The organism is Kitasatospora sp. NPDC085464 (assembly GCF_044541955.1).
Taxonomy (GTDB): domain Bacteria; phylum Actinomycetota; class Actinomycetes; order Streptomycetales; family Streptomycetaceae; genus Kitasatospora.
Genome location: NZ_JBITTM010000017.1, coordinates 1 through 24,061, shown reverse-complemented (window position 1 = coordinate 24,061; position 24,061 = coordinate 1). Strand labels below are relative to the sequence as shown.

At 75.0% G+C, this 24,061-nt stretch carries 20 protein-coding genes; 7 read left to right on the top strand and 13 right to left on the bottom strand.

Annotated elements, in window-relative coordinates; genetic code table 11:
- Window positions 1-74 precede the first annotated feature (74 nt).
- Window positions 75-1,694, top strand: coding sequence for an ADP-ribosyltransferase domain-containing protein (locus ACIGG8_RS16900; RefSeq protein WP_396548754.1), 1,620 nt, complete (start codon window positions 75-77; stop codon window positions 1,692-1,694).
- A 167-nt stretch (window positions 1,695-1,861) separates the two neighbouring features.
- On the top strand, window positions 1,862-4,030 hold the full coding sequence (locus ACIGG8_RS16895; protein ID WP_396548752.1) for a HelD family protein: 2,169 nt from the start codon (window positions 1,862-1,864) through the stop codon (window positions 4,028-4,030).
- Between the two features lie 93 nt (window positions 4,031-4,123).
- On the opposite strand, the gene ACIGG8_RS16890 is transcribed toward ACIGG8_RS16895, so the two are convergent.
- The 4 genes from ACIGG8_RS16890 to ACIGG8_RS16875 all read right to left on the bottom strand — a co-directional run bounded on the left by ACIGG8_RS16890 (window position 4,124) and on the right by ACIGG8_RS16875 (window position 7,600).
- Entirely contained in the window at window positions 4,124-4,702 is a 579-nt protein-coding gene (locus ACIGG8_RS16890; RefSeq protein ID WP_396548750.1) for a phosphatase PAP2 family protein, read from the bottom strand.
- A complete protein-coding gene (locus ACIGG8_RS16885; protein WP_396548748.1) occupies window positions 4,695-6,200 on the bottom strand; it encodes a diacylglycerol/lipid kinase family protein in 1,506 nt (501 codons plus the stop codon). The genes ACIGG8_RS16890 and ACIGG8_RS16885 overlap by 8 nt, the downstream gene beginning before the upstream one ends.
- A 153-nt stretch (window positions 6,201-6,353) precedes the next feature.
- On the bottom strand, window positions 6,354-7,196 hold the full coding sequence (locus ACIGG8_RS16880; RefSeq protein WP_396548746.1) for a universal stress protein: 843 nt from the start codon (window positions 7,194-7,196) through the stop codon (window positions 6,354-6,356).
- Complete coding sequence (locus ACIGG8_RS16875; protein ID WP_396548744.1) at window positions 7,193-7,600, bottom strand: DUF302 domain-containing protein; 408 nt, start codon at window positions 7,598-7,600, stop codon at window positions 7,193-7,195. The genes ACIGG8_RS16880 and ACIGG8_RS16875 overlap by 4 nt, the downstream gene beginning before the upstream one ends.
- Before the next feature lie 204 nt (window positions 7,601-7,804).
- Between ACIGG8_RS16875 and ACIGG8_RS16870 the strand changes: the two genes are divergently transcribed.
- Window positions 7,805-8,092, top strand: a complete 288-nt coding sequence (locus ACIGG8_RS16870) for a DUF6059 family protein (RefSeq protein ID WP_396548742.1) — start codon at window positions 7,805-7,807, stop codon at window positions 8,090-8,092.
- On the opposite strand, the gene ACIGG8_RS16865 is transcribed toward ACIGG8_RS16870, so the two are convergent.
- The 5 genes from ACIGG8_RS16865 to ACIGG8_RS16845 form a co-directional block, all read right to left on the bottom strand.
- Entirely contained in the window at window positions 8,037-9,101 is a 1,065-nt protein-coding gene (locus ACIGG8_RS16865) for an SDR family NAD(P)-dependent oxidoreductase (RefSeq protein WP_396548740.1), read from the bottom strand. The genes ACIGG8_RS16870 and ACIGG8_RS16865 overlap by 56 nt on opposite strands.
- A 1-nt stretch (window position 9,102) precedes the next feature.
- Complete coding sequence (locus tag ACIGG8_RS16860; protein WP_396548738.1) at window positions 9,103-9,903, bottom strand: BTAD domain-containing putative transcriptional regulator; 801 nt, start codon at window positions 9,901-9,903, stop codon at window positions 9,103-9,105.
- 274 nt (window positions 9,904-10,177) lie between these two features.
- Window positions 10,178-11,860, bottom strand: a complete 1,683-nt coding sequence (locus ACIGG8_RS16855; RefSeq protein WP_396548736.1) for an MDR family MFS transporter — start codon at window positions 11,858-11,860, stop codon at window positions 10,178-10,180.
- A gap of 193 nt (window positions 11,861-12,053) precedes the next feature.
- Window positions 12,054-12,647: a TetR/AcrR family transcriptional regulator gene (locus ACIGG8_RS16850; RefSeq protein ID WP_396548734.1), complete on the bottom strand. Its 594-nt coding sequence runs from the start codon at window positions 12,645-12,647 to the stop codon at window positions 12,054-12,056.
- A 113-nt stretch (window positions 12,648-12,760) separates the two neighbouring features.
- Window positions 12,761-13,363, bottom strand: a complete 603-nt coding sequence (locus ACIGG8_RS16845; protein WP_396548732.1) for a flavin reductase family protein — start codon at window positions 13,361-13,363, stop codon at window positions 12,761-12,763.
- Between the two features lie 257 nt (window positions 13,364-13,620).
- Here ACIGG8_RS16845 and ACIGG8_RS16840 point away from each other — a divergent pair, with 257 nt between their 5' ends.
- Complete coding sequence (locus tag ACIGG8_RS16840) at window positions 13,621-14,385, top strand: SDR family NAD(P)-dependent oxidoreductase (protein ID WP_396548730.1); 765 nt, start codon at window positions 13,621-13,623, stop codon at window positions 14,383-14,385.
- Between the two features lie 91 nt (window positions 14,386-14,476).
- Here the strand turns inward: ACIGG8_RS16840 and ACIGG8_RS16835 are convergent, their stop codons facing one another.
- On the bottom strand, window positions 14,477-15,211 hold the full coding sequence (locus ACIGG8_RS16835; protein WP_350521968.1) for an SDR family oxidoreductase: 735 nt from the start codon (window positions 15,209-15,211) through the stop codon (window positions 14,477-14,479).
- A 314-nt stretch (window positions 15,212-15,525) separates the two neighbouring features.
- Between ACIGG8_RS16835 and ACIGG8_RS16830 the strand changes: the two genes are divergently transcribed.
- On the top strand, window positions 15,526-17,151 hold the full coding sequence (locus ACIGG8_RS16830) for an FAD-dependent monooxygenase (protein WP_396548727.1): 1,626 nt from the start codon (window positions 15,526-15,528) through the stop codon (window positions 17,149-17,151).
- A 73-nt stretch (window positions 17,152-17,224) separates the two neighbouring features.
- Here ACIGG8_RS16830 and ACIGG8_RS16825 read toward each other — a convergent pair whose 3' ends face one another.
- On the bottom strand, window positions 17,225-18,256 hold the full coding sequence (locus ACIGG8_RS16825) for a ketoacyl-ACP synthase III family protein (protein WP_350521965.1): 1,032 nt from the start codon (window positions 18,254-18,256) through the stop codon (window positions 17,225-17,227).
- Between the two features lie 389 nt (window positions 18,257-18,645).
- Here ACIGG8_RS16825 and ACIGG8_RS16820 point away from each other — a divergent pair, with 389 nt between their 5' ends.
- Window positions 18,646-19,806 (top strand): acyltransferase domain-containing protein, encoded by a 1,161-nt coding sequence (locus tag ACIGG8_RS16820; protein ID WP_396548725.1) that lies wholly within the window; start codon window positions 18,646-18,648, stop codon window positions 19,804-19,806.
- Window positions 19,807-19,948: 142 nt separating this feature from the next.
- On the opposite strand, the gene ACIGG8_RS16815 is transcribed toward ACIGG8_RS16820, so the two are convergent.
- Complete coding sequence (locus ACIGG8_RS16815) at window positions 19,949-21,160, bottom strand: nucleotide disphospho-sugar-binding domain-containing protein (RefSeq protein ID WP_396548723.1); 1,212 nt, start codon at window positions 21,158-21,160, stop codon at window positions 19,949-19,951.
- A 179-nt stretch (window positions 21,161-21,339) separates the two neighbouring features.
- On the opposite strand from ACIGG8_RS16815, the gene ACIGG8_RS16810 reads away from it, so the two are divergent.
- Window positions 21,340-23,013: a class I adenylate-forming enzyme family protein gene (locus ACIGG8_RS16810; protein ID WP_396548721.1), complete on the top strand. Its 1,674-nt coding sequence runs from the start codon at window positions 21,340-21,342 to the stop codon at window positions 23,011-23,013.
- A 119-nt stretch (window positions 23,014-23,132) separates the two neighbouring features.
- Here ACIGG8_RS16810 and ACIGG8_RS16805 read toward each other — a convergent pair whose 3' ends face one another.
- A complete protein-coding gene (locus ACIGG8_RS16805; protein ID WP_350521961.1) occupies window positions 23,133-23,813 on the bottom strand; it encodes a response regulator transcription factor in 681 nt (226 codons plus the stop codon).
- Window positions 23,814-24,061 lie beyond the last annotated feature (248 nt).

Sequence of the window (24,061 nt, the reverse complement as noted above, 5' to 3'; positions counted from 1 at the left end):
CCGTCACATCCCTTTCGTCTGCCATTCGTGCGGCCCCGACCGTCCGGGCCGCCTCACAGTCTTGGGGCACCACCATGAGCGCTGCCGACACCCCCGCCACCCAGCCCGACCCGAACGACCCGCTCGCCCTCGCGGAGCTGTTCACGGGCGGCGGCGAGCCGTGGCTCCCGCTGCTGAAGCCGGTCATCGAGGCCCAGCCCGGCGCGGCCTCGTTCATCGGCCCCGGCCGCGGCCCGGACGTCGTGCCCGTCCGCGAGCTGACCTTCCAGGCGCTCAAGCCGCACGCGCCGCACAAGTGGAAGGTCGTGGTCTTCGGGCAGAACCCGTACCCGCGGCCGGAGAGCGCCACCGGCATCGCGATGTTCGACAACACCTTCCACGACTGGAAGGACAGCAAGTTCGGCCGGGTGGTGAGCATCCGGTGCATCATCAAGGCGGCGGCGATGTGGAAGTACGGCATCGCCAAGAAGACGCCCATCGCCGACATACGGGCGCTGCTGAAGGAGCAGGAGACCGTCCAGCCGCCGGAGTGGTTCCAGGCGATGCTCACCCAGGGCGTGCTGCTGCTGAACGCGGCGCTGACCGCCAGCAGCGACGGCGCGATGGGGCCGGACCAGCACACCGCGTTCTGGCGTCCGGTCGCCGAGCGGATCGTCGAGGAGATCCTCCGGGCGAAGCAGCAGGGCCCGGAGGAGGACCGCTACGTGGTCTTCGCGTGGTGGGGCGCGCACGCGCGCAACCTGAAGAACGTCGTGCTGCGGCTGCAGAAGAAGTACCCCGAGGTCGAGGTCCGGCACCTCGACCACGCCAACCCGGCCGCGCAGGGCGACATCTTCTGCGACGGCGAGCACTTCGCGACGGTGAACGACGCCCTCGTCGCGCTCGGCGCCGAGCCGGTGGACTGGCTGCCCAGCACCGGCTGGAACGCGCAGTCGGCCGACGGCGGCGGGGCGGACGGCGCGGTCGCCGAGCGGATGGGCGCCTTCATCGCCTCCACGATGGAGCTGCACCAGCTCTACCTGGACCGCCTCGCGAGCGTGAAGGACGAGGGCCTCGTCCTGCCCGCCATCACCGGTGTGTTCGACACCCCGCTGATGGGCTTCCGGGAGGCCGCGGCCCCGGTCGCCGAGGTGCTGCGCGGCCTGGACCGGCACGTCGAGCTGTCGCACGAGTTCGGCAAGCGGCGCGCGGACGAGGCGGGCACCGGCCCGTCGGCCGACGAGATCGCCGCGCTGTACCTGTACACCTGCGAGTCCGCGTTCTACCGGGAGATCAACGCCGTCCTGCGCTCGCCCGACCGCAGCCGGCTGGTGCCCTACCTCCCGTACCTGCGGCTGCTGTTCGCGGCGGTGTCGCGGCTGCCCGTCCGCACCGAGCCGCTCTGGCGCGGGGTCTCGCTGGACCTGCGCCGGCAGTACCCGCTGGGCAAGACGGTGACGTGGTGGGGCGTCTCCTCCTGCACCTCCAAGCTCGGCGTGGCGCAGGCCTTCCTCGGCAGCCGCGGCAAGCGGACGCTCTTCGAGGTGCGTCCGGCCAGGGCCACGGGCATCCAGGACTTCTCGGCCTTCACCGGCGAGGAGGAGTTCATCCTGCTGCCGGGCACGCAGCTGGAGGTCACGGACGTGCGCACCGAGCGCGGCGGGCTGTGCACCGTGACGCTGACGGAGCGGGCGGAGGCGCCCCTGGTGTCCTGAGCCGGTCCGGGGCCCCGCCCCGCCCCGCCCCGTCTTCGCCCTGGCCCTCGCATCCGTCCTCGTTCCCAGATTGCGTAACCAAGTCAGTAACTTTACTGAGTTCAGTTATGCTGGATCCCTAGCGAGCGGTGAGCCCGTTGGCTCGGGACGGGAAGGGACGCGGAACGATGACCTCGGAAGTCCAGCGGACGGCGCCGGAAGCCCGGCACCTCGACGACGAGCTGCGGCGGGAACGGGCCTACGTCGAGGCCTGCCGGGCGGCGACGGCCCGGCAGGTCGAGGACGCGAGCCACCTGGTCGTCGCCGGGGAGGACGTCTCCGGCGACGGCGCCAGCGCGGAGGCGCTCGGCCGGTACCTGCGGACGCGCGCCAAGCGGATGGGGGAGCTGGCGGAGAGCCCGTCGTTCTTCGGCCGCCTCGACTTCGCCGACACCCCGGAGGCGGGGGACCACCGGCGCCAGCGCTACTACGTGGGCCGTCGGCGGATCTCCGAGGACCCGACCGTCCCGCCGCTGGTGGTCGACTGGCGGGCCCCGGTCTCCCGGGCGTTCTACCAGGCGAGCGCCCACACCCCGCTCGGACTGGCGCAGCGCCGACGGTTCGGCTGGGCGCCGTGGAGCCTGGGCCGCCCCGACGAGCTCACCGGCCTGGAGGACGAGCGCCTCGACGGAGCCGGCCGAAGCGCGGCGGGCAACGGCCCGGGCGGCATCCTCGCCGCCGAGATCGAGCGGCCCCGCACCGGCCCGATGCGCGACATCGTCGCCACCATCCAGCCCGAGCAGGACGAGCTGGTGCGGGGCGGGCTGAGCGAGTCCGTCTGCGTGCAGGGCGCGCCCGGCAGCGGCAAGACCGCCGTCGGCCTGCACCGCGCCGCGTACCTGCTCTACAGCTTCCCCCAGCGGATCCGGCGCGGCGGCCTGCTGGTGATCGGCCCCAACCGCACCTTCCTGCGCTACATCGCCGAGGTGCTGCCCGCACTCGGCGAGATCGACGTCGGCCAGTGCACCGTCGAGGACCTGGTCGCCGACCGGCCGGTCGCGGCCGTGGACGACGAGCGGGCCGCCGCCGTCAAGCAGGACGCCCGGATGGCGACGGTGCTGCGCCGGGCGCTGTACGCGCGGATCCGCACGTCGGGGGCGGAGCCGCTGGTCGTCCCGGACGGCTCGTACCGGTGGCGGGTGGCGCCGGAGCGGCTGGACCGGATGGTCGCCGAGCTGCGCGCGCAGGAGCCGCCGTACGCGATCGGCCGGGAGAGCGTCCGCACCCGGGTGGTGGCGGTGCTGCAAGACCAGGCGGAGCGCCGGGCGGGCGTGATGTCCGGCGGGTGGCAGCGGAAGGTCGGCCGCTGCAAGCCGGTCGCGGCGTTCCTGGAGGCGGCCTGGCCCGCCCTGCGGCCGGAGGCCGTGGTCGCCGCGCTGCTGAGCGACCCCGCCGTGCTGGCCGAGGCCGCCGACGGGGTGCTCGACGCCGGGGAGCAGGCGGCGGTCCTGTGGCGCAGGCCGCCCCGCTCGGCGAAGAGCGCGAAGTGGTCCGAGCACGACCTGATGCTCCTGGACGAGGTGGCGGGCCTGATCGAGCGCCCGGCCGGCTTCGGTCACGTCGTGGTGGACGAGGCCCAGGACCTCTCCCCGATGCAGTGCCGGGCGATCGCCCGCCGCAGCGCCTTCGGCTCCCTCACCGTCCTCGGCGACCTCGCCCAGGCGACCGCCCCGTGGGCCGCCCGCAGCTGGCCCGAGCAGCTCGCCCACCTCGGCAAGCCGGAGGCCGCGGTGGTGCCGCTGACCACCGGCTTCCGCGTCCCGGCCGACGTGATGGCGCTGGCCAACCGGGTGCTCGGTGCGCTGGACGTGGACGTGCCGCAGGCGGTGTCGCTGCGGCGGGACGGCGAGCTGACAGTGCGCCGGGTCGACGGGTCGGGCGGCGGGGGTGAAGCGGGAACAGGCGGGACATGCGGGAGAGGCGGAACGGGCAGTGCGGGCGGTCCGGCCGGGCTGGGCGGTGCGACGGTCGCCGCCGTACGGGCCGCGCTGGAGCGGGAGGGTTCGATCGCGGTGATCGCGGCGGACGGCGCGGTGGCGGAGGCCGGCACGGCGCTCCGGGCGGCCGGGATCCCGACGGCCTCGGCCGAGCAGGTCGGCACCACGGCCCGGGTGACGGTGCTGCCCGCCTCGCTGGTCAAGGGACTGGAGTACGACCACGTGGTGGTCCTGGAACCGGCCGCGATCGTCGAGGCCGAACCACGCGGCCTGCACCGGCTGTACGTCGTGGTGACCAGGGCGGTCTCCCGGCTGGACATCCTGCACTCCCGGCCGCTGCCCGAACCGCTGGCCGGGTGACCGGGAGCGCCGCCCCGGACCGGCCGGGACGGCGGTCGGGGTGGGAGCGGGCGGGCCGCGCGCCCGTTCGCGGCCGGAGCCCGGGCGGGCCGCTCAGTCCCCGGCGAGTCGCAGCGGCACGTGCCCGACGGCCAGGGCCGCCGCCGCGGCCGCGAAGCCGAGGACGGCGCCGGCCGCGACATCGCCCGGGTAGTGCACGCCGGTGTGGACGCGGGAGTAGCCGACGGCGACCGCCAGCGCCCCGAGCGGCACCGCCGCCGGGGGCAGCACCACCCCGACGGCGGTGGCGAAGGCCGTCGCCGACGCCGTGTGGCCGGACGGGAAGGAGGCCGACTTCGGCATCGGCACGTGCCGGGCCACGTCCACCCGGGCCTCCTCCCGGTCGGGCCGTCGGCGGCGGACCAGCCGCTTGCCGAGCAGGTTCGACGCCGCCGAGGCCAGGGCGACGGCGCCGACCCCGACCGCGGCCGCCTGCCGGGGACGGCCGGGCAGGAGGGCGAGGCCGGCGGCGACGGTCAGTGAGATCTTCGAGTGGTCGGCCGTCCGGGACAGTCGCCGCAGCGCGGAGTCCAGGGCCGGCGTGGGGGTGGCGGCCACGGCCGCGTACAGGGCGCCGTCGATCGCGCGCAGGTCGGCGAGGACGGCCGCCGCGGAGACGTTCCGGTCAGGCACGGGACCGCCCCCCGCCGTTTCGTCCGTCGCCGTCCCGGTCCTGCCCGTCCTGGCCCTGCCCGTCCCGGTCCTGCCCGTTCCGGTCCTGCGCATCCCGCCCGCCCCGGCCCCGACCGGCGTCCGGCGTGCCGCGGCCGAACGCGAGCGTGGCCAGCTGCCGCCAGTCCACCCGCTGCCGGGTGGGCGCGACGCCGGGGCGGTCACGCGGCACCAGAACCCGCAGCGCGCCCGGGCGCAGCGTGCACACCACCGGCGTGGGCAGCCGCAGCGCCTCGCCGTCGACGGCCACCGGGATCTCGGCCTCCTCGGACGTCACCTCGACCCGGCGCGCGGTCAGCACCGTCAGTCCGGTCGCCTGCGCGCCCCGGACGGCCAGTTCCGCGGCCTGTGCCGCGCCCTCGACCCTGATGCCCGTGACGCCGAGCAGGCCGCTGTCCAGCCGGGCGCGACGGCCGCCGCTTTCGAGGTCGTCGGGGGAGCCGTACGGGTTGTTGCTGATCAGCAGCGCCTGCTGGGCGGAGAGGGCTGCGACGCTGCCGCCCTCGATCCGGGCGTCGACGCGCCGCACCCCCTCGCCGACCAGGAGGTCCGGCAGCAGGTTCAGGGCGGTGCCGGCCTTGGCGTCGCGGTACTCGGGGCGCTGCACGACGTCCGCGTACACCCCGAAGGAGACCGTGTTGACGAAGGGCCGGCCCGCGACCTCGCCGAGGTCGATCCGCAGTTCCTCGCCGGCGGTCAGCGCGTCGAGGCAGCGGGACGGATCGGCGCGGTCGAGGCCGAGGTCCATCGCGAAGTGGTTGCGGGTGCCGGCGGAGATCACCAGGAACGGCAGCCCGTGGTCGGCGGCGACGGCCGCGACCAGGGCCTGGGTGCCGTCGCCGCCCGCGACGCCGAGCAGGTCGGCGCCGCCGGCCACCGCCTCGCGGGCGAGTGCGGCGACGTCGGCGTGCACGGCGGGGTCGAGCAGGACCACCCGGGCGCCGAGCTCTTCGGCCCGCTCGACCAGGCCGAAGCGGCCGACCTTCCCGCCCCCGGACTTCGGGTTCATGATCAGTACCGGGTGCACCGGCCGGGTGGCGGGGACCGCCGGGTTCGCCCCGCTCGGGCGCACGCGGCGCAGCGCCGCCCGGGCGAGGGCCAGCGCCGCGCCCCAGCAGAGGAACAGCACCAGCGCCGTCGGCCACAGGTCGTGGTAGGCGAACAGCACCACGAGGCCGACCGGCGCGGCGACGGTGAGCAGCCCCCCGACCAGCCGCAGGGCGCCGCGGTGCGCGACGAACCACCAGGCCCCGGCCGCCCAGACGACCAGCACCAGGAAGCCGATCGCCACCACGGCCAGACTGCCCTCGCCCAGTGCGATCAGCAGCACGACCACGGCACCGACCGCGGCCAGCAGCGCGCACCGCGCGAGCACCCGTGCGGTCACGTCCCCGTCGGGGCCCACCTGTCGTGTCCCGTCGATGTCGTCCTCCCTGAGCCGTGCCCCGGGTGTGCCCACGCGAGCCCGGTCCGTGCCAGCAGCCTGCGCACTCCCACCCCGGTGGGCATCCCGGCCAGGCTGTCCGGGTGAGCCCCGACCTCCGTGCCCTCACCCTCCGAGCCCCGGCCTCCCGGCCCCGTCCTCCGTGCCCCGACCGTGGTCAGGGCGCGGTCAGGCGTGCCGGACGAGGGCGACCGGGCAGCGGGCGTGGTGGATCGCCGCGTGGGCGACCGGGCCGAGGTGGGCGCCGAGCAGGGTGCGCCGGACGCGCCGTCCGACGACGAGCAGCCGGGCGGCTCCGGCGGCGTCCACGAGGGCGACGGCGGCACTGCCGCGGATCAGGTCGGTCGTCACGTCCAGCTCGGGGTAGCGCGCCCGCCAGGGCTCCAGCAGCTCGGTGAAGCGGGTCCGCTCGACGGAGGAGAGCTCGGTCTCCAGGCCGCCGATCGCCTCGAAGGCCATGTACTCGCTGCCGACCGGCGGGGACCAGACGTGCACCACGCGCAGCGGGGCCGAGTACCGGACGGCCGCGTCGAAGGCGAAGGCGAGCACCTCCTCCATCGGGTGGACGAGGTCGAGGCCGACCAGGACCGGGCCCTCCGGCTCGTCCTCGCCGGGGCGCACCAGGACCACCGGGCAGCCGGCCCGGCGCAGGACCTCGTGGCTCACCGAGCCGACCAGGAAGCCGCGTACGGCGCCCAGGCCGCGGGAGCCCAGCACGAGCAGGGCGGCGTCGCGGGAGGCGTCCTCCAGCGCCGCGGCCGGGGCGTCGGGGACGAGTGCGGAGCTGACCGGGACCTCGACGAGGGCGCGCAAGTCGGTCTCGCGGGAGCCGAGCCGCTCCACGGCGTGCCCGCGCTCCCGCTCGTCGTCGGCCGCGTTCCGCTTCGGTCGGGGCCGGGCCTGGAGGAGCCGCAGTGGGCAGTCCCGGCGCTGCGCCTCGCGGGCGGCCCAGGCGGTGGCGGCGACGCTCTCGGGTGAGCCGTCGAAGCCGGCGACGACGGGCCCGGTCACGGCCCGCTCCGGGAGCCGCGCAGGGTGTCGAGTGCTGCGCCCAGCCGCCGGGCCGCCTCGTCCGCGACCTCGCCGAGCCCGCCGTCGGGGCCGGCCAGCGCGACCAGCGTCTGCGGGTCGACGGCCTCCACCACGGTGGCGCCGCCGTCGGCGCGGACGACGACGTTGCAGGGCAGCAGCAGCCCGATGCGGCGGTCGGCCCCGAGCGCGCGGTGGGCGAGGGCGGGGTTGCAGGCGCCGAGGATCAGGTAGTCCTCGATCTCGGCGTCGATCTTCTCGCGCAGGGTCGCCCGGACGTCGATCGTGGTCAGGATGCCGAAGCCCTGCTCCTTGAGGGCGGCGGTGACCGCCTCCACCGTCTGCGCGAACGGCCGGTCGAGCCGTACGCCGGTCCCGTAGTCCATGGTTCCTCCCGGGGGTCGCGGCCCCAGTATCGGCGGCGGCCGGGCCCGGCGCCTTCCGGGCCCGGCGCCTTCCGGGCCCGGCGCCTTCCGGGCCCGGCGCCCGACGGCGGCCCGCCCGGAAGGCGCCGGTGCCTCCAGGCGGGCTTGAGGCGGGGCGGGCACGCTGGCTGCCCGCGCTGGACGGGACGCCGACAGGAGGCGGACGTGATCGCTCTGTGGTGGGTGCTGCGGGCCCTGGCCGCACTGGTGGGGTGGTTGTGGTCGGGATTGAAGGTGCTCGGCGGGGCGGACATGTACGAGGCCGCCGCACGCGCCGCCGCGGCTCCGGCGGAGGTGCCGGAGCCGCGGCGGCTGCGCGGTCCCGCCCCGGGGCACCCCGAGCGACTGTGCCCGGAACTGCCCCTGAGCGAGGTGGAGTTGCGGTTGTTCAGGGAGCTCAGCGCACTCCCGGAGCCGCCCGGTCGGGGTGAGGGCCGGCGGTCGGCTGGTTGAGCGGGGTGCGGGTGGGGCGTGGTCGGTCCGCGCCCACCAGCGCGGCGGAGAGCTCCCAGAGCCGGTCGGCGCGCTCCGGGTCGAGGGCCGCGGGGAGGTAGCCCCGGGCCGGCGCCGTCCCCTGCCACGGGCCGGCGACGGCGCAGTCCTCCAGGTAGGCCCCGCCGGTCTCCGCGAGCTCCGGGGCGACCGCCGCCCACACCGAGGTGGCCGCGCCCTGGGCCGCCGTGCGCAGGCGCGGGTCGGGCGTGCCGTCCGGGCCGATCAGGCCCACCGCGCGCTTGGTCTCGGTGCTGAGGTGGCGCTGGAGGCCGGTGAGGGTGGCGCCGGGGCTGACGGTGTTGGCGAGCACGCCGTGCTCCCGGTGCCGGCCGGTGAGGGCGACGGCGAACAGGGCGTTGGCGGTCTTGGACTGGGCGTAGGCGAGGTACGGGTCGTACGGGCGGTGCGCGAAGTGCGGGTCGTCGAGGTCCAGTCCGCCGAGGTGGTGCGCGCTGGAGCCCACCACGACCACCCGGGCGTGCCCGGCCGAGCGCAGCGCGGGCAGCAGCCGGACGGCCAGCGCGAAGTGGCCGAGGTGGTTGACGCCGAGGTGGGTCTCGAAGCCGTCGACGGTGCGGCCGGGGGGCACGCCCATGACGCCCGCGTTGGCGATCAGCAGGTGGACGGGGTCGCGCCGGCGCAGCAGTCCGTCGGCGAACTCCCGGACCGAGTGCAGGGAGCCGAGGTCCAGCGCCGCGACGGTGACGGCCGGGTTCCCGGTGCCCTTCCGCAGTCCGGCCGCGACGGCCCCGGCGGTCCGCGGGTCGCGGGCGCCGATGACCACCCGGGCGCCGGCCAGGGCGAGGGCGCGGGCGGTCTCCAGGCCGATGCCCGAGGCTCCGCCGGTGACCACCGCGGTGCGGCCGGTCAGGTCGTGGCCGGCGACCACGTCCAGGGCCGTGGGGGCGGGCGCCGCCGGCCCGGTCGACGTACTCGGCGGGACGGCGGACGGGCTGACGGGCCGCATGTCAGCCCCTCCTCGCCCCGGAGCCGACCGGCATCCGCTGGACGGCGGGGCCGTCCACCCGCAGCACTTGCTGGTGGACGCGTTGGAGCTCCGCCGACGGGTCGAGCCCCAGCTCCTCGCCGAGCAGCCGGCGCACCCGCTGGTAGGCGTTGAGGGCGTCGCCGCGCCGGCCGGAGCGGTTCAGCGCCAGGATCAGCTGGGTGTGGAACCACTCGTTGAAGGGATAGGTGTTCACCAGGGTCTGCAGCTCGGCCACGAGTCGGCGGTGGCGCCCGAGTTCCATGTCGGTGCGGACCCGGGCCTCCAGGGCGCTGATCCGCCGCTCCTCCAGGTGGGTGGCGTAACTCGCCAGCACCGGGCCGCAGCTGACGTTGGACAGGGCCGGCCCGCGCCACATCGCCAGGGCGTCCGCCAGGAGTCCGGCGGCCCGGAGCGGTTCGCCGTCCTCGTTCAGCAGCCGGGCGTCCTCGACGAGCCGGTCGAACCGGGGTGCGTCGAGCTGCCGTTCGTCGATCCGCAGGACGTAGCCGGGGAGGACGGTGGAGATCATGTGCCCGGCCGCCTCCTCGCCGACCTCGGCGGCGAAGGCTTTTCGGAGCTGGTAGATGTAGGTCTGGGCGGTGGTGACCGCGCTCCGCGGCGGGCGGTCGTCCCACAGCTCGGTGATGATCGAGTCCAGGCTCACCACCTGGTTGACCCGCAGGAGCAGCAGGGCCAGCAGCTGACGGGTCTTCGGGGGGCTGGGCGTCCGCGGGCAACCCAGGTGGCTTACCTCCAGTGGTCCCAATACCTTGAAATCCATGGGAAGCTCCTCGCCGGTCGGCTGAATCCTCATGAACGCGGGTGGCCGGCCCGTTTTGGTGGCCGGCCTGCGATCAGGACCCTAGGAGCGTTGTCGGGGAACGCTCAAGGCGAATGCTTCCAATGGGGCGCCGGACACCCACCTTCGGGGTATCCGGCGATGTCACTGAAGAGAGATGGCGCGCGGCGCGGTCGCTGTGCGATCACCCGTACGGGGGTGACGGGTGGGCGCTGGGCGGCCGCGCCGCGGCCGGCTTCTCGGGATTGACGTTCCATCAGCTCTGACGCTGCGTCAAGCCTCCTTCGTATCCGCCTGGTTGGGCGGGGACTTCGAAGGCGTCGGCCGGGCGGTCGGCGTCGGGCGAGGCGCCGTCGGGGGAGGCGGCGGAGTCGTCGCCCTCGTCGTCCTCGTCGAGGTCCAGGTGGGCGAACTCGCCCAGCGGGACGCTCTGGTCGAGGTGCACGTTCTTGAGGAAGGCGGAGATGACCAGCACCCCCACCATCACCGGGGTGAGCCAGAAGAAGACGTCGGTCAGGGCGTCGCTGAAGGCCAGTCGCAGGCCGTCCCGGATTGCCGGCGGCAGGGCTTCGACCACGGTCGGCGACACCGAGCCGTCGGACGGCACGGCCGCGACCTGCGCGGCCGTCAGGTGCTTGGCGAGGCCGTGTTCGTACTGGTGGGCGAAGAGCGCACCGAGTGCGGCGAGGCCGATCGAACCGCCGATGCGCTGGGAGAACGCCGCCGTCGCGGTGCCGACGCCGAGGTCGCGGCGCTCGACGGTGACCTGCACGGCGATCACCAGGGGCTGCATCATCAGGCCGAGGCCCGCGCCGAGGATGGTGACGTAGACGGCGAGCAGCCACCAGCCGGTGTGCTCGTTCATCGTGGAGAGCAGGAACATGGTGAGCGCGCCGATCACCGCACCCACCATGGGCGACCACTTGTAGCGCTCGGTCTTGGTGATCAGGTTGCCGCCGACGACGGAGGAGAACATCAGGCCGACCATCAGCGGCAGGGTGAGCAGCCCGGTGTTGGTGGCGGTGATGCCCGTGACCAGCTGCAGGAACATCGGGATGAAGGTGGCCAGGCCGTTGACGCAGGTGAAGACGAGCATGCTGGCCAGGCAGGCGAGCACCACCGTGCGGACGGTGAACAGCCGCAGCGGGATCAGCGGATCGGGGGCGTAGCGCTCGGCCACGACGAAGGCGGCGATGAAGACCGCCATGCCCGCGAAGAGTCCGAGGATGGTGGTGGAGGACCAGGCGTACTTGGTGCCGCCCCACGAGGTGGCCAGCACCAGGCAGGTGAGCGCGCCGGCCAGCATCAGGAACCCGGCGTAGTCGATCTTCCCGCCGCGGGTGCGCGCCGGCAGCTTGAGCGCGGTGCCGGCCACGGCGAGTGCGACCAGGCCGAGCGGCAGGTTGATGTAGAAGACCCAGCGCCACGTGGTGTGGTCGACGAAGTAGCCGCCGATCAGCGGGCCGGCCACCGAGGACAGGCCGAGGACGGCGCCGTACAGGCCCATGTACTTGCCGCGTTCACGGGTGGGCACGATGTCGGCGATGATCGTCAGGGTCAGCACCATGAGGCCGCCGGCGCCCACGCCCTGGATCGCCCGGAAGGCGATGAGCTGGAAGATCGACTGGGCGGCGCCCGCGAGGGCCGAGCCGGTGAGGAACGCGACCAGGGCGAACAGGTAGAGCTTGCGCCGCCCGTAGAGGTCGGCCAGCTTCCCGTACATGGGGGTCGAGATGCCCGAGGCGAGGATGTAGGCGGTGAACAGCCACGAGGTGTACTTGAGGCCGTGCAGATCCCCGACGATCGCGGGCAGCGCGGTGGCGACCACGGTCTGGTCCAGCGCGCCGAGGGACATGGACAGTAGCAGGGCCGACATGACGACGGCCAGTTGGCGGCGGCTCAGGGCGCTCCGGGCGGCGTCGCCAGCTGTTGGTGGCACGGGTGGCTCCTTGGTGCGGCTGGTCACGAGGACGGTGGTCTGGGGTGGTGCCGACAAGCAGTGGGGAGCGGTGCAGCTGCGGTGGGGCGCGGGTCGTGCGGGGTGTGCGGGTCGTGCAGGGGGCGCGGGTCGTGCGGGTCGTGCTGTTCCGGCGGGTCCGACCGGCCGTGCGGGGCCGGTGGATCCGGCGGACTCAGAGGCCGCGTTCGAGCAGGTCGAAGGCCTCGTCGATGAGGTTGGCGGATGTCCGGTCGTCCTCGTTGATCCAGGAGAAGCGGACCGCCCACTGGATCACCGAGAACGCCGAGGTGACCACGACGCTCGGGTAGCTGTCCTTCATCGGGTCGGTGCCCGTCCGCTCGGCGACCGCCAGGATGAGGCTCCGGAAGATCTCCTCCTCGCCCTCCGAGCTGCGCTTGGCCAGGAGTTCGGGGTGTCGGCGCCACAGTTCGCGCCAGAGCTCGGACTCCTCGCGCGCCGGGACGAACGAGTCGGCGATCTCCTGGGCCACCACGCGCATCGAGCGGAACACCGGCTCGTCGGTGGGGCGGTCCTGGAAGAGCGCCGTCAGCGACACGGCCGACCAGGACGGCCGCATCTGGAGCGCCTCGTCCTTGCTGGAGAAGTAGTTGAAGAACGTTCGGGGGCTGATGTCGGCGGCCTCGCTGATGGCCTCGACGGTCATCGCGTCGAGGCCCTTGTCGAGGACCAGTCGGACGGCCGTGAGCGTGATCGCATGTCTCTTGGCCGCCTTCTGGCGTTCTCTGCGTTGATCGGATGCACTCATCACCACTGCACTCTATGCAATCTTGGCGCGGCCTGCAAGAAGTGCAGAGCTTGCACTTCCATCGGATTATGCAAATTTTGCACTGAGTGCAACGTGGCGTGGTCCGTGCCGGCTCAGCCCTCCGCGGCCAGGGTGATCGCGGCGGACGCCTCGTCCGGCTGGGCGGGCCACGTCCCGTACTGGCTGCGCCAGTACATGAGCGGGGTGGACAGCCCCTGGTGCGCGGTGCCGTCCACGACCGCGCCCACCAGCACCGTGTGGTCGCCGGCCCGGACGGCGCCCGCCAGCCGGCACTCCGCGTGCGCGATCGCGTGCCGCTCGATCCACGGCAGGCCGGTCACCGGGTTCGCCCGCCACGGCGTCACGCCGAAGCGGTCGCCGGTCCGGGAGGCGAACAGGTTGGAGACCCCCTCGCCGCGCTCGCGCAGCACGTTGACCACGAAGGCGCCCCGCGCCAGGACCGCCGTCAGCACGGTGCTGCGGTTGTCCAGGCAGGCCAGCAGCAGCGGCGGACGGGCGGAGACGCTGCACACCGCGCTGCAGGTCAGGCCCTTGGGGCGGTCCTCCTCGTCGAGCGTGGTGATGACGGTGACCCCGGTGGGCAGCGTGGCCATGATCGAGCGGAACACGCTGTCGTCCACGTGCGGTCCGCTGTCGTCGTAGTCGATCCGCAGCACCCCGCCGTCGGTGTGCCGGTTCCCGGTCTCGGTGCTCATGCTTCCTCCCAGTCCTCGGGTAAGCCCCGCGACCGGCAGTCGCGGCCGCGCGGATGGCGGCGAGGCTGGCAGAGCCGTTTCGACCCGGGTTCGAACTCCGGCCGACGCGCCGGCTCGGCCGATGCCCCTGTAGGGGCCGGAGTCGGACGGGGGAGAGGTCTCGAACCGCTCTCCAGACGGGCCGGGCAGGCTCGCGACGGGATCCGCTCGATCCCCCGGGAGCCGGCCCGCCCGACACCGGGCCGCAAGGAGGCAGCGTGGAACTCGCAGTCGCGGACCGGGTGGTCCTGGTGACCGGTGCGACCGGAGGGATCGGGCGGGAGATCGCGCGGGCCTTCGCCGCCGAGGACGCCAGGGTCCTGATCGGCTACCACAGCAAGGAACGCGAGGCGGCCGAACTCGCCGACGAACTGGGCGCCGCCAAGGGCCGGGCGCGGGCCGTGCGCTACGCGCTCACCGAGCCCGAGCGCACGCTCGCCGAGCTCGCCGCCGCCGGCGACGGCTGGGCGGACGTCGACGTCCTGGTCGCCAGTGCCGTCCGGATGATGGGCAGCCGCCGGGGCCCCGGCGTGCACTTCGAGGACGTCGCCGTCGAGGACTGGGAACCGGTGGTGCAGCAGAACCTCGCGCCGACGCTGCGGCTCGCCCAGCTGGTCGTGCCCGGCATGCGGCGCCGCGGCTGGGGCCGGATCGCCCTGCTCTCCTCGCACGTGGCGGTCGACGGCCACCGGGGCCAGGAGTTCTACGGCGCGGCCAAGTCCGGACTGCACGGCTTCGCCCGCAGCCTGGCCTGGGACACCGGGGCGGACGGCATCCTGGTCAACGTGGTCTGCCCCGGGCTCACCCTGACCGAGCGGGCCCTGACCGGCCTGCCCGCCACGGTGCGCGAGCAGGAGACCGCGCGGACCGCGAGCGGCCGGCTGAGCGCGCCCGCCGATGTCGCCAACGCCGTGCTGTTCGTCTGCTCCGGCGCCAACGGCAACATCACCGGAGAGGTGCTGACCGTCGCGGGCGGCCGCTGAGCGCCCCGGCGGCCGCCCGGCGCCCGGGGGTCCCCGGGCGTGCGGACGGGGCGGCCGGTTCGACCCGGCCGCCCCGCACGTCGCCGCTGCCTCAGCCCAGTTGCTCCCGCGTGGAGAGCACCGTCAGCTCGGTCAGGTGCACCCCCGCCGGGGCGTGCAGCACGTGCAGCACCTGCTCCGCCACCTCCGCCGGATCCAGCCCGACCGCCTCCTGCACCTTGGCCAGCACCCCGCGCAGCGCCTCGTCCCGGATCCGCTCGCTGCCCCCGGTGCGTACGGCGCCGGGCGACACCAGGGTGACCCGGACGCCGTCCCCGGCGAGCTCGATCCGCAGCCCGTCGCTGATCGCCACCAGCGCGTGCTTGGTCGCCGCGTACACGCCCTGGATCGCGTGCGCCACCGAACGCCCGGCCGTGGAACCGATGTTGACGATCTGCGGGTGATCGCCGGAGAGCAGGGCCGGGATCGCGGCCCGGGTGACCGCCAGCAGCCCGAGGACGTTCAGGTCGACCATCGCCCGCCAGTCCGCCGGATCGCCGTCCCGGACGAGGCCCAGCGGGAACACCCCCGCGTTGTTGACCAGGACGTCCAGCCCGCCGAGCTCCGCGCAGGCCGTTCCCACCGCGGCCCCGGCCGCGTCCGGGTCGGCCAGGTCCACGCCCACCGCCACCGCGCCGAGTTCGGCCGCCAGGCCGTCCAACTCCGCCGAGGGGCGGGCCAGCAGGGCGAGCCGACCGCCGTCGGCGGCCACCGCCCGGGCGATCGCCGCCCCGATCCCGCGTGAAGCTCCCGTCACCAGCACCCGTCGCCCGTTCGATCGCGTCATCCTCGGTTCCCTTCCCGATGTCCCCGGCTTCCCCGGGGTCCTTCCCCGTTCCCCGACCGCTCAGCAGTAGCGGGCGCGGTTGGAGAACGGCTGGAAGGAGGCGCCCGCCGGAGCCTGCGAACCCGCCCTGGCCGCAGGGCTGTCGGCGGCCGGAACCAACCGGTGGGGTCGGGCGGCCGGGCGGGCGGGAGCCGGGGCGCGCAGCCGTTCTCCAGCACCGTTCGAGGCGGACCGGCCAGGGTGAGGGGGCGCGGGCGCGCGAGCGGCACCGACGTCCGCGCCCAGCCATGGACACGGTCGGACGAGGGAGAGTCATGGACGACGAAGAAGTTTCGGTGCTCGTGGTCGGCGGTGGCCTCGTCGGGCTGTCGGCGGCCGCCTTCCTGCGCGGCCACGGCGTCACCACGACGGTGGTCGAGCGGCACCCGGGCACCTCGGTGCTGCCCCGCGGCCGGGTGATGAACTCCCGCTCCATGGAGCTCTACCGCGCCTGCGGACTGGAACCGGTGATCCGGGCGGCGCCGCCGTCGGTGTTCGAGCGCTACCCGGAACTGGCCCGGGTCGAGACGCTGGCCGGTCCGGAGGTCTACCGGGTCCGGCGCGAGGAGCCCGGATCGGTGGCGCACCTCAGCCCGTGCGAACCCGCCTTCGTGGACCAGCAGGTGCTGGAGCCTCTCGTCCTGGAGCATGGCCGCAAACTCGGCGCCGACATCCGCTTCTCCACCCGGATGCTGGAGTTCGAGCAGGACCCGGACGGCGTCACCGCGCTGGTCGAGTCCACCGCCACCGGCCGCCGCCACCGGATCCGCGCCCGCTACCTGATAGGCGCCGACGGACACCGCTCGCCGGTCCGCCGGGCGCTCGGCATCGCGACCCACGGGCCCGGCGTGCTCCACCACGTCGCCAACATCGTCTTCGAGGCCGACCTCACCGCCCTGCTGCGCGGCCGGCTGATCTCGGTCTGCTACATCGACCGGCCCGAGGCCGGCACCCTGCTGGCCATGTTCGAACGCCAGGACCGCTGGCTGCTGATGGTGCCCTACCACCCCGAACACGGCGAGCACCTGGACGACTTCACCCCCGAGCGGTGCCTGGAACTGGTCCGCACGGCCACCGGCGACCCGACGCTCGACGCGCGGATCGTCCCCACCCTGGAGGGCGCCGACCGGCCGGTCCAGGGCTGGGAACTGGCCGCCCGGGTGGCCGACCGGTTCCGGGACGGGCGGGTCTTCCTGGCCGGGGACGCCGCCCACGTGGTCTCGCCCGCCGGCGGCTTCGGCGCCAACACCGGCGTCCAGGACGCGCACAACCTGGCCTGGAAGCTCGCCGCCGTACTGAACGGCTGGGCCGGGCCCGGCCTGCTGGACTCCTACGAGCCGGAACGGCAGCCGGTCGCCGAGACCACCTGCGCCTTCTCCGCCGCCAAGCAGCACGAGCGCAGCCGGGCCGACGGCGCCGGAGGCGGCTTCTCGCCGCTCGCCCTGACCTTCGGCTACCACTACCGCTCGACGGCGGTGATCGGCGGTCCGCCGGCGGGCACCGACCCGTGCGAGCCCGCGGACCTGGCCGGGCTCGCCGGCACCCGCGCCCCGCACGTACGGCTGGAGCGCGAGGGCGCGACCCTCTCCGCGCTGGACCTCTTCGGCGAGCGCTTCGTGCTGCTCACCGGCCGCGACGGCACCCCCTGGGCCGAGGCCGGCACCCGCGCGGCCGACCGGCTGGGGGCGCCGTTCGCCGCCCACCGGATCGGCACCGACCTCGCGGACCCGGACGGCGACTGGGGCGCCCGCTACCACCTGGGCCACACGGGGGCCGCCCTCGTCCGGCCGGACGGCTTCGTCGCCTGGCGCTCGGTCGACCACGGCGGTCGGGGCGGCGCCGCGCTGGAGGGCGAACTGGCCCATGTACTGGGCCGGTTGCTGGCCCGTACCGGGCCCTGACGGGGCTGCGCACCGCAGCGGCCGACCCGGGGGACCGGGCCGGCCGCTGCGGTGCGTTCGGCGGTTGCGGTGGTCAGCGGTCGGCGGCGGGCGCCAGGACCTCCAGGACGGCGCCGGACCAGGTGAAGCCGGCGCCCACGCCCAGCAGCAGCACCCGCTGCCCCGGCGCGAGCCGGCCGTCCTGCCACAGCCGAGCCAACCCGGCGAACTGGTCGGCGGGCCCCAGGTGCCCGACCGTCCGGCCCCACTCCCAGGTGGAGCGCTCCACGGGGATCCCGTAGCGGCGGAAGTAGCCGGAGTCCAGGCGGTGCAGGCCCAGGTTGGGGAGCACGAAGTGGTCGATGTCGGCGAGGTCCGTCCCGGCCTCGGCGAGCACCGTCTCCAGGGAGGTCCGTCCGCCGCGGGAGACCCGTGCGGCCGTGTACGGCATGCCGTGCCGGGCGATGAAGGCCTTCTGCCAGACGCCCATGTCGATCGGCCGGCGGTGGGTGAACGGGGCGTCCGCGAACAGGTCGTCACCCCGGTGCATGCCCTCCAGCCCGGGCTCGGAGTGCGACACCAGCGCGACGATCCGGGCGAAGCCGGGCCTGCGGGTGACCACCACGGCGGCCGCGCCGTCCGCGTAGAACGTCCCCGGATCGGTGCGCCAGCGGTCGAAGCCGGGCGGGCTGAAGCGGTCCCCGGCGGTCAGCAGCGCGGCCCGGTCCTCGGGGGCGCCGTCCAGGTAGTGGCAGGCGAGGTCCAGCGCGGCCATGCCGCCGTTGGACATCTGCCGCACCTCCATCGCCGGGCAGTGGCTCGACCCGGCGACCTCCCGCTGGACGAAGGAGGGGGCCGGCCACTCGTCCAGCCCCTGGTAGTACGCGGTGGCGTGCAGCAGCAGCGCGAGGTCGGCGGGATCGCGCCCGGCCGACCGCAGCGCGGCGCGCGCCGCCCGTACGGTCATCTCGGGCGCCGAGAGGGTGTCGGAGACCCGCACCGACACCATCCGGGTGGACGACTCCAGCTCCGGCTCGCACCAGCCCGCGCGGACGGCGTCGCGCACGGCCACGGGCGGCGGCAGATGGAGGGCGGCGCCGGCGATGAACAGGCCCTCGAACCTCATCCTCACTCCGATGTCGACGGGTTGACGTGTCTGCGGGTCGCCGCTTCGCTTCGCTTCGCTTCGTCGCGGCGGGGTGCCGGACCGGGGGTGGGCGCTGTCGGCCCCGCCGGTCCGGCACCGTGCCGTGGTGGTCGGCCAGGACGACGCCGGCCGGCGGCTTGTGGCGCACGCCCGGGGGTCGTCCTCCGTCGACCGTCCCGCGGGTTCCGCGTGGGTCGGTCGGGACCCATCCTGGGCCGGGGGCTTCGACCTCGCGTGGAGCGTCGTTCGAGGCCGGGCCGGGCCGGTCGGACGGCCGTCGTCCGCCGGTCGAACGCCGGTCGAGACGGTCTCGACCCGGGGCGGGGAGCATCGGCGCCACTGACCCGCCCCTGGAAGGACGGACCGTGATGACGACACTCCCCGGCCGGACCACCGCCGCCGCAGCGACCGCCGCCGCCACCGCCGCCGCCACCGCCGCCGCCACCACCGCAGCGACCACCGCCGCCGCCACCGCAGCGACCACCGCGACCCCGGCGACCGCCGGCGGTGACGACGGCCCCGGCACCGGACCGCGTCCGGTGGTGCTGCTGCTGCCCGGCCAGGGCGCGCAGTACGAGGGGATGGCGGTGGGCCTGTACGACGCCGAGCCGGTGTTCACCGCCGCGATGGACGAGGTCTTCGAGCTGATGGGCGCCGAGGGCCGCCGGGTGCGCGCGGACTGGCTGAGCGACCGTCCGGCGGTGCCGCTGGACGACGTGACCCGCGCCCAGGCCCTGCTGTTCGCCGTGGACCACGCGCTGGCGCGGCTCGTGCTGTCCTGGGGGGTCCGGCCCGCGGCGGTGCTCGGGCACAGCGTCGGCGAGGTGGTCGGCGCGGTCCTGACCGGGGTGCTGGACCTCCCGGACGCGGTCCGCCTGCAGATGGACCGGATCTCCCGGATCAGCGCCGCCCCGCCCGGCGGGATGCTCGCGGTGGCCGCCCGGCGCGAGGAGCTGGCGCCGTACCTGAGCGAGCAGGTGGTGGTGGGCGTGGTCAACGGTGCCAGGCAGTGCGTGCTGGCCGGACCGGAGGCCGAACTCGCCCCGGTGGAGGCAGGGTTGCGGGCGGACGGGTTCCTCTGCCGGCGCACCCGGGCGGTCCAGGGTTTCCACAGCCCCAGCCTCGCGGCCGCCGCCGCGCAGTCGCTGCCGACGGTGGCCGACCTGCGGCTGTCGCCGCCGAGCCCGACCCTGTTCTCCGGCTACACGGCCGGGCCGCTCTCGCCCGAACAGGCCACCGACCCGGCGTTCTGGGCCGGGCAGCCGGCCGCACCGGTGCTGTTCGGACCGGCCCTCGGCCGCCTGCTGGACACCGGCCGGTACGTGCTCGTCGAGGCCGGCCCGGGGCAGGGCCTCACGGCGCTGGCACGGCGTCGGCCGGCCGTCTCCTCCGGGCGCAGCGCGGCGGTCCCCACCCTGCCGGCCCGGCGCGGCGCGCCCGCCGACGACCGGCGGACGGTGCTGGCGGCGGCCGCGTTCCTGCGGGCGGAGGGGCACGGGTCGGTACCCGCCGAGCCCGCCCTGACCTGACGCCGGCGCGCGGTGACGGCCGACGCGCGGTGACCGTCAGCGGATGGCGACGGCCGGCGGAGGACGACGCCGACGCGCGGCCCGGAACGCGCCGGGCCCGGCCCGCGGCTCGCGGACCGGGCCCGGCGCGGTGGCGCCCGGGTCAGGGCCGGACGACCAACTCGCTGCCGACGACCCCGCCCTCGGCCACCGCGCGCTCCAGGAGGCCCACCAGGCGGGCCGGCGCCGGCATGGCCGCGTTCTCGTCCCGCAGCCGGCCGGCGCTCTCCTGGTGGCCGGGCACGGTGAGCAGCGCGGTGACGGCCTCCGCGACGGCGTCGACGTCCGGGCCGTCCGGGACGTCCAGGGTCAGGCCGGCGCCGACCTCGGTGATCCGCTCCGCCCAGTGGTCCTGGATCGCGGTGTGCGGGACGACCAGCTGGGGCAGCCCGGTGACCGCGCTGATCATGCCGGTACCGACCCCACCGTGGTGGACCACCGCGTCACAGGTCGGCAGCAGCGTGCTCATCGGGAAGGCGCTCAACAGCCGGACGCCGTCCGGCAGATCGGCCGCGGAGACGTCGTGGTGGCCGGCGACCGTGACGACCGCCTCGGCCCCGGCCCGCCGCACGCCCTCGGCCAGCCGCCCCACCAGGCCGGTCAGGGCGGTGGTGGTCACCCCGCCGGTGACGCAGACCCGCGGCCGCTCCGGCCGGTCCAGCAGCCACTCGGGCAGCACCAGCGGCCCGTTGTACGGCACCAGCCGCATCGGCGCCCACGGCACCGGGTGCGGTGAGCGCAGGGTCTGCGGGCAGGGGTCGATCCAGGCCTCCGGCGCGAACCGGGGCTCGACGCCGAAGCGTTCGAAGAGCCGGGCGAAGGGCGCCCGGAGGTCCTCGTCCCGTTCGAAGTCGAAGCCGAAGGAGAACCCCCAGGTGTGGCCGAAGGCCGGGACCTTCACCGCCGCCGCGGTGACCAGTCCGGCCAGCGCGACGGTGTCGTACACGACCACGTCGGGCCGCCAGGCGCGGGCGAGGGCGACCATGTCGTCGGTCATCGCGTCGGCGGAGGTGATCTGCCGGGTGCCGAGCAGCCGCCGGGCCTCCCGGTCGAGCCGTTCGGGGTTGCTGACCCAGCCGGAGGCCAGGTGGCGGGGGCCGCCCGTGGAGGCGAGGCCCCGGTGGGCGGACTGCGCCGTACGGATGGCGTCCTCGTCGCCGACCGGGGCGACGGTGAGCCCGGCCGCGGTGAGGAACCCGGTCGCGGCCGGACGGGAGGCCACCAGCACCTCGTGGCCGGCGACTTGGCAGGCCCAGCTGAGCGGGGTGATCCACGGCAGGTGCGCCCCTGCGGTGGCCACGAACAACACGCGCATCCGCTACTCCCATCGGTCGGTTCTGCTCGGACGTGCGCCGGTCAGCCTGGACCGGTCCGCTCGCGGTCCGTTCGAGGGGCGCGTCCCCTCGAACGGGTCTCAATCCGTGCCCCAAGGAGGCCTGCCACCGTCCCGGTACCCGGGTGCGGGTCGCACCCACCGGACGGAGGAGAAGACCTGTGACCACGTCCAGCCCACCTGCCCGTCGTGGCAGCGCCACGGCCGGCGCTCCGCTGGCGGCGATCGCGGACCGGCTCGGCGGCCCCCGGGTGGACCACCTGCTGAGCCGCGCGGCGGCCCTGGCCCCGGACCGCGCCGCGCTGCGCACCCCCGACGGGTCGGTGCTGACCTTCGGTCGGCTCGACGGGCAGGTCGACGCCTTCGCGGCCGCCCTGCACGCCCTGACGCCCGGTCCGGAGGCGGTGGTGGCGGTGGCGGCCGAGCTGTCCCCGGCGTTCCCCGTCGCGTACTACGGGACCGCGCGGGCCGGCCGGGTCGCCGCGCTCGTCAACCCGCTGCTGCGGGAGGACGCCCTGGTGCACGTGCTGGCCACCTCGGGTGCGCGCACGGCCGTGCTGACGCCCGAGGTGTACCGGCGGGTGCGTACCGTCCGCGACCGCCTGCCGCGGCTGGAGACGGTGCTGCTGACCTCCGGCGCGGCGGAGGACGAGGGCGTGCCCGCCCTGGCCGAGGTGCTGGCCGCCGCGGCCGGGCGCCCGCTCCCGGAGGCCGCGGCGGATCCCGGGGCGGTGGCCAACCTGCTGTTCACCAGCGGCACCACCGGCGCGCCCAAGGCGGTCGAGCTGACCCACCTCAACCTGACCGTCAACGCGGCGCAGACGGCCCACGCGCACGGCCTGGACGCCGCGTCGGTGGTCTTCAACTACCTGCCGACCTACCACCTGATGCACCTCAACGCCGCGGTGCAGGCCGGCGCCACCCAGCTGCTGTGGACCGACCCGGACGTGCCGGGTTCGCTCGCCGCCGCCCGGGAGGGCGCCGTCACGCACTACTACAGCCTGCCGATGCGGCTGTCCCGCCTCGCGGCCGATCCCGCGGCCGATCCCGCGGCGGACGGGGCGGTCCCGACGCTGCGGGCGATCCTCTCCGGCGGCTCGGCCCTGCCGCCGGAGGCGACCCGCGGCCTGACCGCCCGCTTCGCGGTGCCGGTGGTGCAGGGCTACGGGCTGGCCGAGGCGTCCCCGCAGACGCACTTCGACCGGCTGGACGACCCGCGCGCCGGCTCCTGCGGTCCGCCGTCGGTCGGCACCGAGTCGCGGATCGTCCACGTCGACACCCGGGCGGAGCTGCCGGTGGGGGAGCGGGGCGAGATCCAGGTCCGAGGGCCGCAGCTGATGAAGGGGTACCTGGGCGCCGAGCCCGGCGCGCACCTCGACGCCGGGGGGTGGTTCTCGACCGGTGACATCGGCTACACGGACGAGGACGGCTGCCTGTTCGTCGTCGACCGGATCAAGGACGTCTTCAAGTGCGACAACTGGCTGGTGTCGCCGACCGAGGTCGAGGGGGTGCTCCGGCAGCGGCCCGAGGTCGCGGACAGCGTGGTGGTCGACCGCCCGGACCGCTTCAGCGGCTCGGTGGCGTACGCGCTGGTGGTGCTCGCGAAGCCGTACGCGGACGAGGCGGGGGCGGCGCTGGCGGCCGTGCGGGGCGCGAACGCGCGGATGCCGTACTACCAGCACCTGCGGTACGTGGAGGTGGTGGAGGTCATCCCGCGCTCGCAGAACGGCAAGGTCCAGCGGCGGGAGATCCGGGACGCGGTCCACGGCCGCGACCTGCCGGAGCCCTCCGCGGAGGGGCCGCTGGAGGTGACCCGGGCCGCCGGCCGGGGGTGAGCGCGGACACGGGACCGGCCCGGCGACCACCGTTGGTCGCCGGGCCGGTCCCGCGCCCCCCGGCCGTTCGCAACCGGCTGCCCCGGCAGCGCGTCGGCCGTCGTCGGTGCCGGGAGCGGTCAGGGTTGTCGGCCGGCCGTCAGCGGGGTTCCCCGGGTGCGGGTGGGGACCGGGATCAGCGACGCGGCGACGGCCTTGTTCACCGCGTCGATCCGGGACACCGCGCCCAACTTGCCGAAGACGTTGCGCAGATGACGCTTTACGGTGCCCTCGGCGATGCCGAGCCGGGAGCCGATCTGGAAGTTCGTCAGCGCCTGGGCGGCGAGCACGAGGACTTCGAGCTCGCGGTCCGACAGCGTGACCGCGGCCTGTCGGCTGAGCTGGGCGAGGCTGTGCTGGGAGACGGCGAGGGTCGACTGGTCGCGGCTGTAGACCCCGCGGATGGCCGCGAGCAGTTCGTACCGGCTCACGCTCTTGAGCATGAAGCCGCGCACGCCGAGGTCCAGCAGGTCGCGGACGTCGGCGGGCCGGTCGCTCATGCTCAGGACGATGACCCGGGCGTCGGGGGAGACCGTGGCGATCCGCCGGACCGCCTCGGCGACCTCCGAGTCGAGCAGTTCGCCGCCCAGCAGGACGACGTCGGGCGCGGTGGCGGCGACGAGGGTGACGGCTTCGTCGATGTCGCCGGTGTCGCCGACCACCGCGAGGTCGGGTTCGGCGGAGAGGACCTGCCGCAGCGACTGCCGCAGCAGGGTGTGGTCGTCGATGAGCAGTACCCGGGCGGGCTCAACCGGTTTCATTTCGACACCGTTCTGCCGTTGGGACGGACCGGGTTACTGACGATCTTTCCAGCAGGTCGGCCGGGAGCGCTTCGAATACCGGCGGGTAGTGATCCGCTTCGTTGGTGAAGAGAAGCCTCCGCGCATTCTGTGGTCGACATGACGGTTCTTCTCCCCCGTTCTGGGGCTCTGGGTCGATAGGTCGATCGTGCGTGGATCTTGTTGCTTGACCCTGCCACGGAGGAGTATTACCTGACAATACGAAGACT

Bases quoted from the DNA above. Each gene is read 5' to 3' on its own strand.
- ACIGG8_RS16900 (WP_396548754.1), top strand. From the start codon at position 75: ATGAGCGCTGCCGACACCCCCGCCACCCAGCCCGACCCGAACGACCCG.
- ACIGG8_RS16895 (WP_396548752.1), top strand. From the start codon at position 1,862: ATGACCTCGGAAGTCCAGCGGACGGCGCCGGAAGCCCGGCACCTCGAC.
- ACIGG8_RS16875 (WP_396548744.1), bottom strand. From the start codon at position 7,600: ATGGACTACGGGACCGGCGTACGGCTCGACCGGCCGTTCGCGCAGACG.
- ACIGG8_RS16865 (WP_396548740.1), bottom strand. From the start codon at position 9,101: ATGCGGCCCGTCAGCCCGTCCGCCGTCCCGCCGAGTACGTCGACCGGG.
- ACIGG8_RS16860 (WP_396548738.1), bottom strand. From the start codon at position 9,903: ATGGATTTCAAGGTATTGGGACCACTGGAGGTAAGCCACCTGGGTTGC.
- ACIGG8_RS16850 (WP_396548734.1), bottom strand. From the start codon at position 12,647: ATGAGTGCATCCGATCAACGCAGAGAACGCCAGAAGGCGGCCAAGAGA.
- ACIGG8_RS16845 (WP_396548732.1), bottom strand. From the start codon at position 13,363: ATGAGCACCGAGACCGGGAACCGGCACACCGACGGCGGGGTGCTGCGG.
- ACIGG8_RS16835 (WP_350521968.1), bottom strand. From the start codon at position 15,211: ATGACGCGATCGAACGGGCGACGGGTGCTGGTGACGGGAGCTTCACGC.
- ACIGG8_RS16830 (WP_396548727.1), top strand. From the start codon at position 15,526: ATGGACGACGAAGAAGTTTCGGTGCTCGTGGTCGGCGGTGGCCTCGTC.
- ACIGG8_RS16825 (WP_350521965.1), bottom strand. From the start codon at position 18,256: ATGAGGTTCGAGGGCCTGTTCATCGCCGGCGCCGCCCTCCATCTGCCG.
- ACIGG8_RS16820 (WP_396548725.1), top strand. From the start codon at position 18,646: ATGACGACACTCCCCGGCCGGACCACCGCCGCCGCAGCGACCGCCGCC.
- ACIGG8_RS16815 (WP_396548723.1), bottom strand. From the start codon at position 21,160: ATGCGCGTGTTGTTCGTGGCCACCGCAGGGGCGCACCTGCCGTGGATC.
- ACIGG8_RS16805 (WP_350521961.1), bottom strand. From the start codon at position 23,813: ATGAAACCGGTTGAGCCCGCCCGGGTACTGCTCATCGACGACCACACC.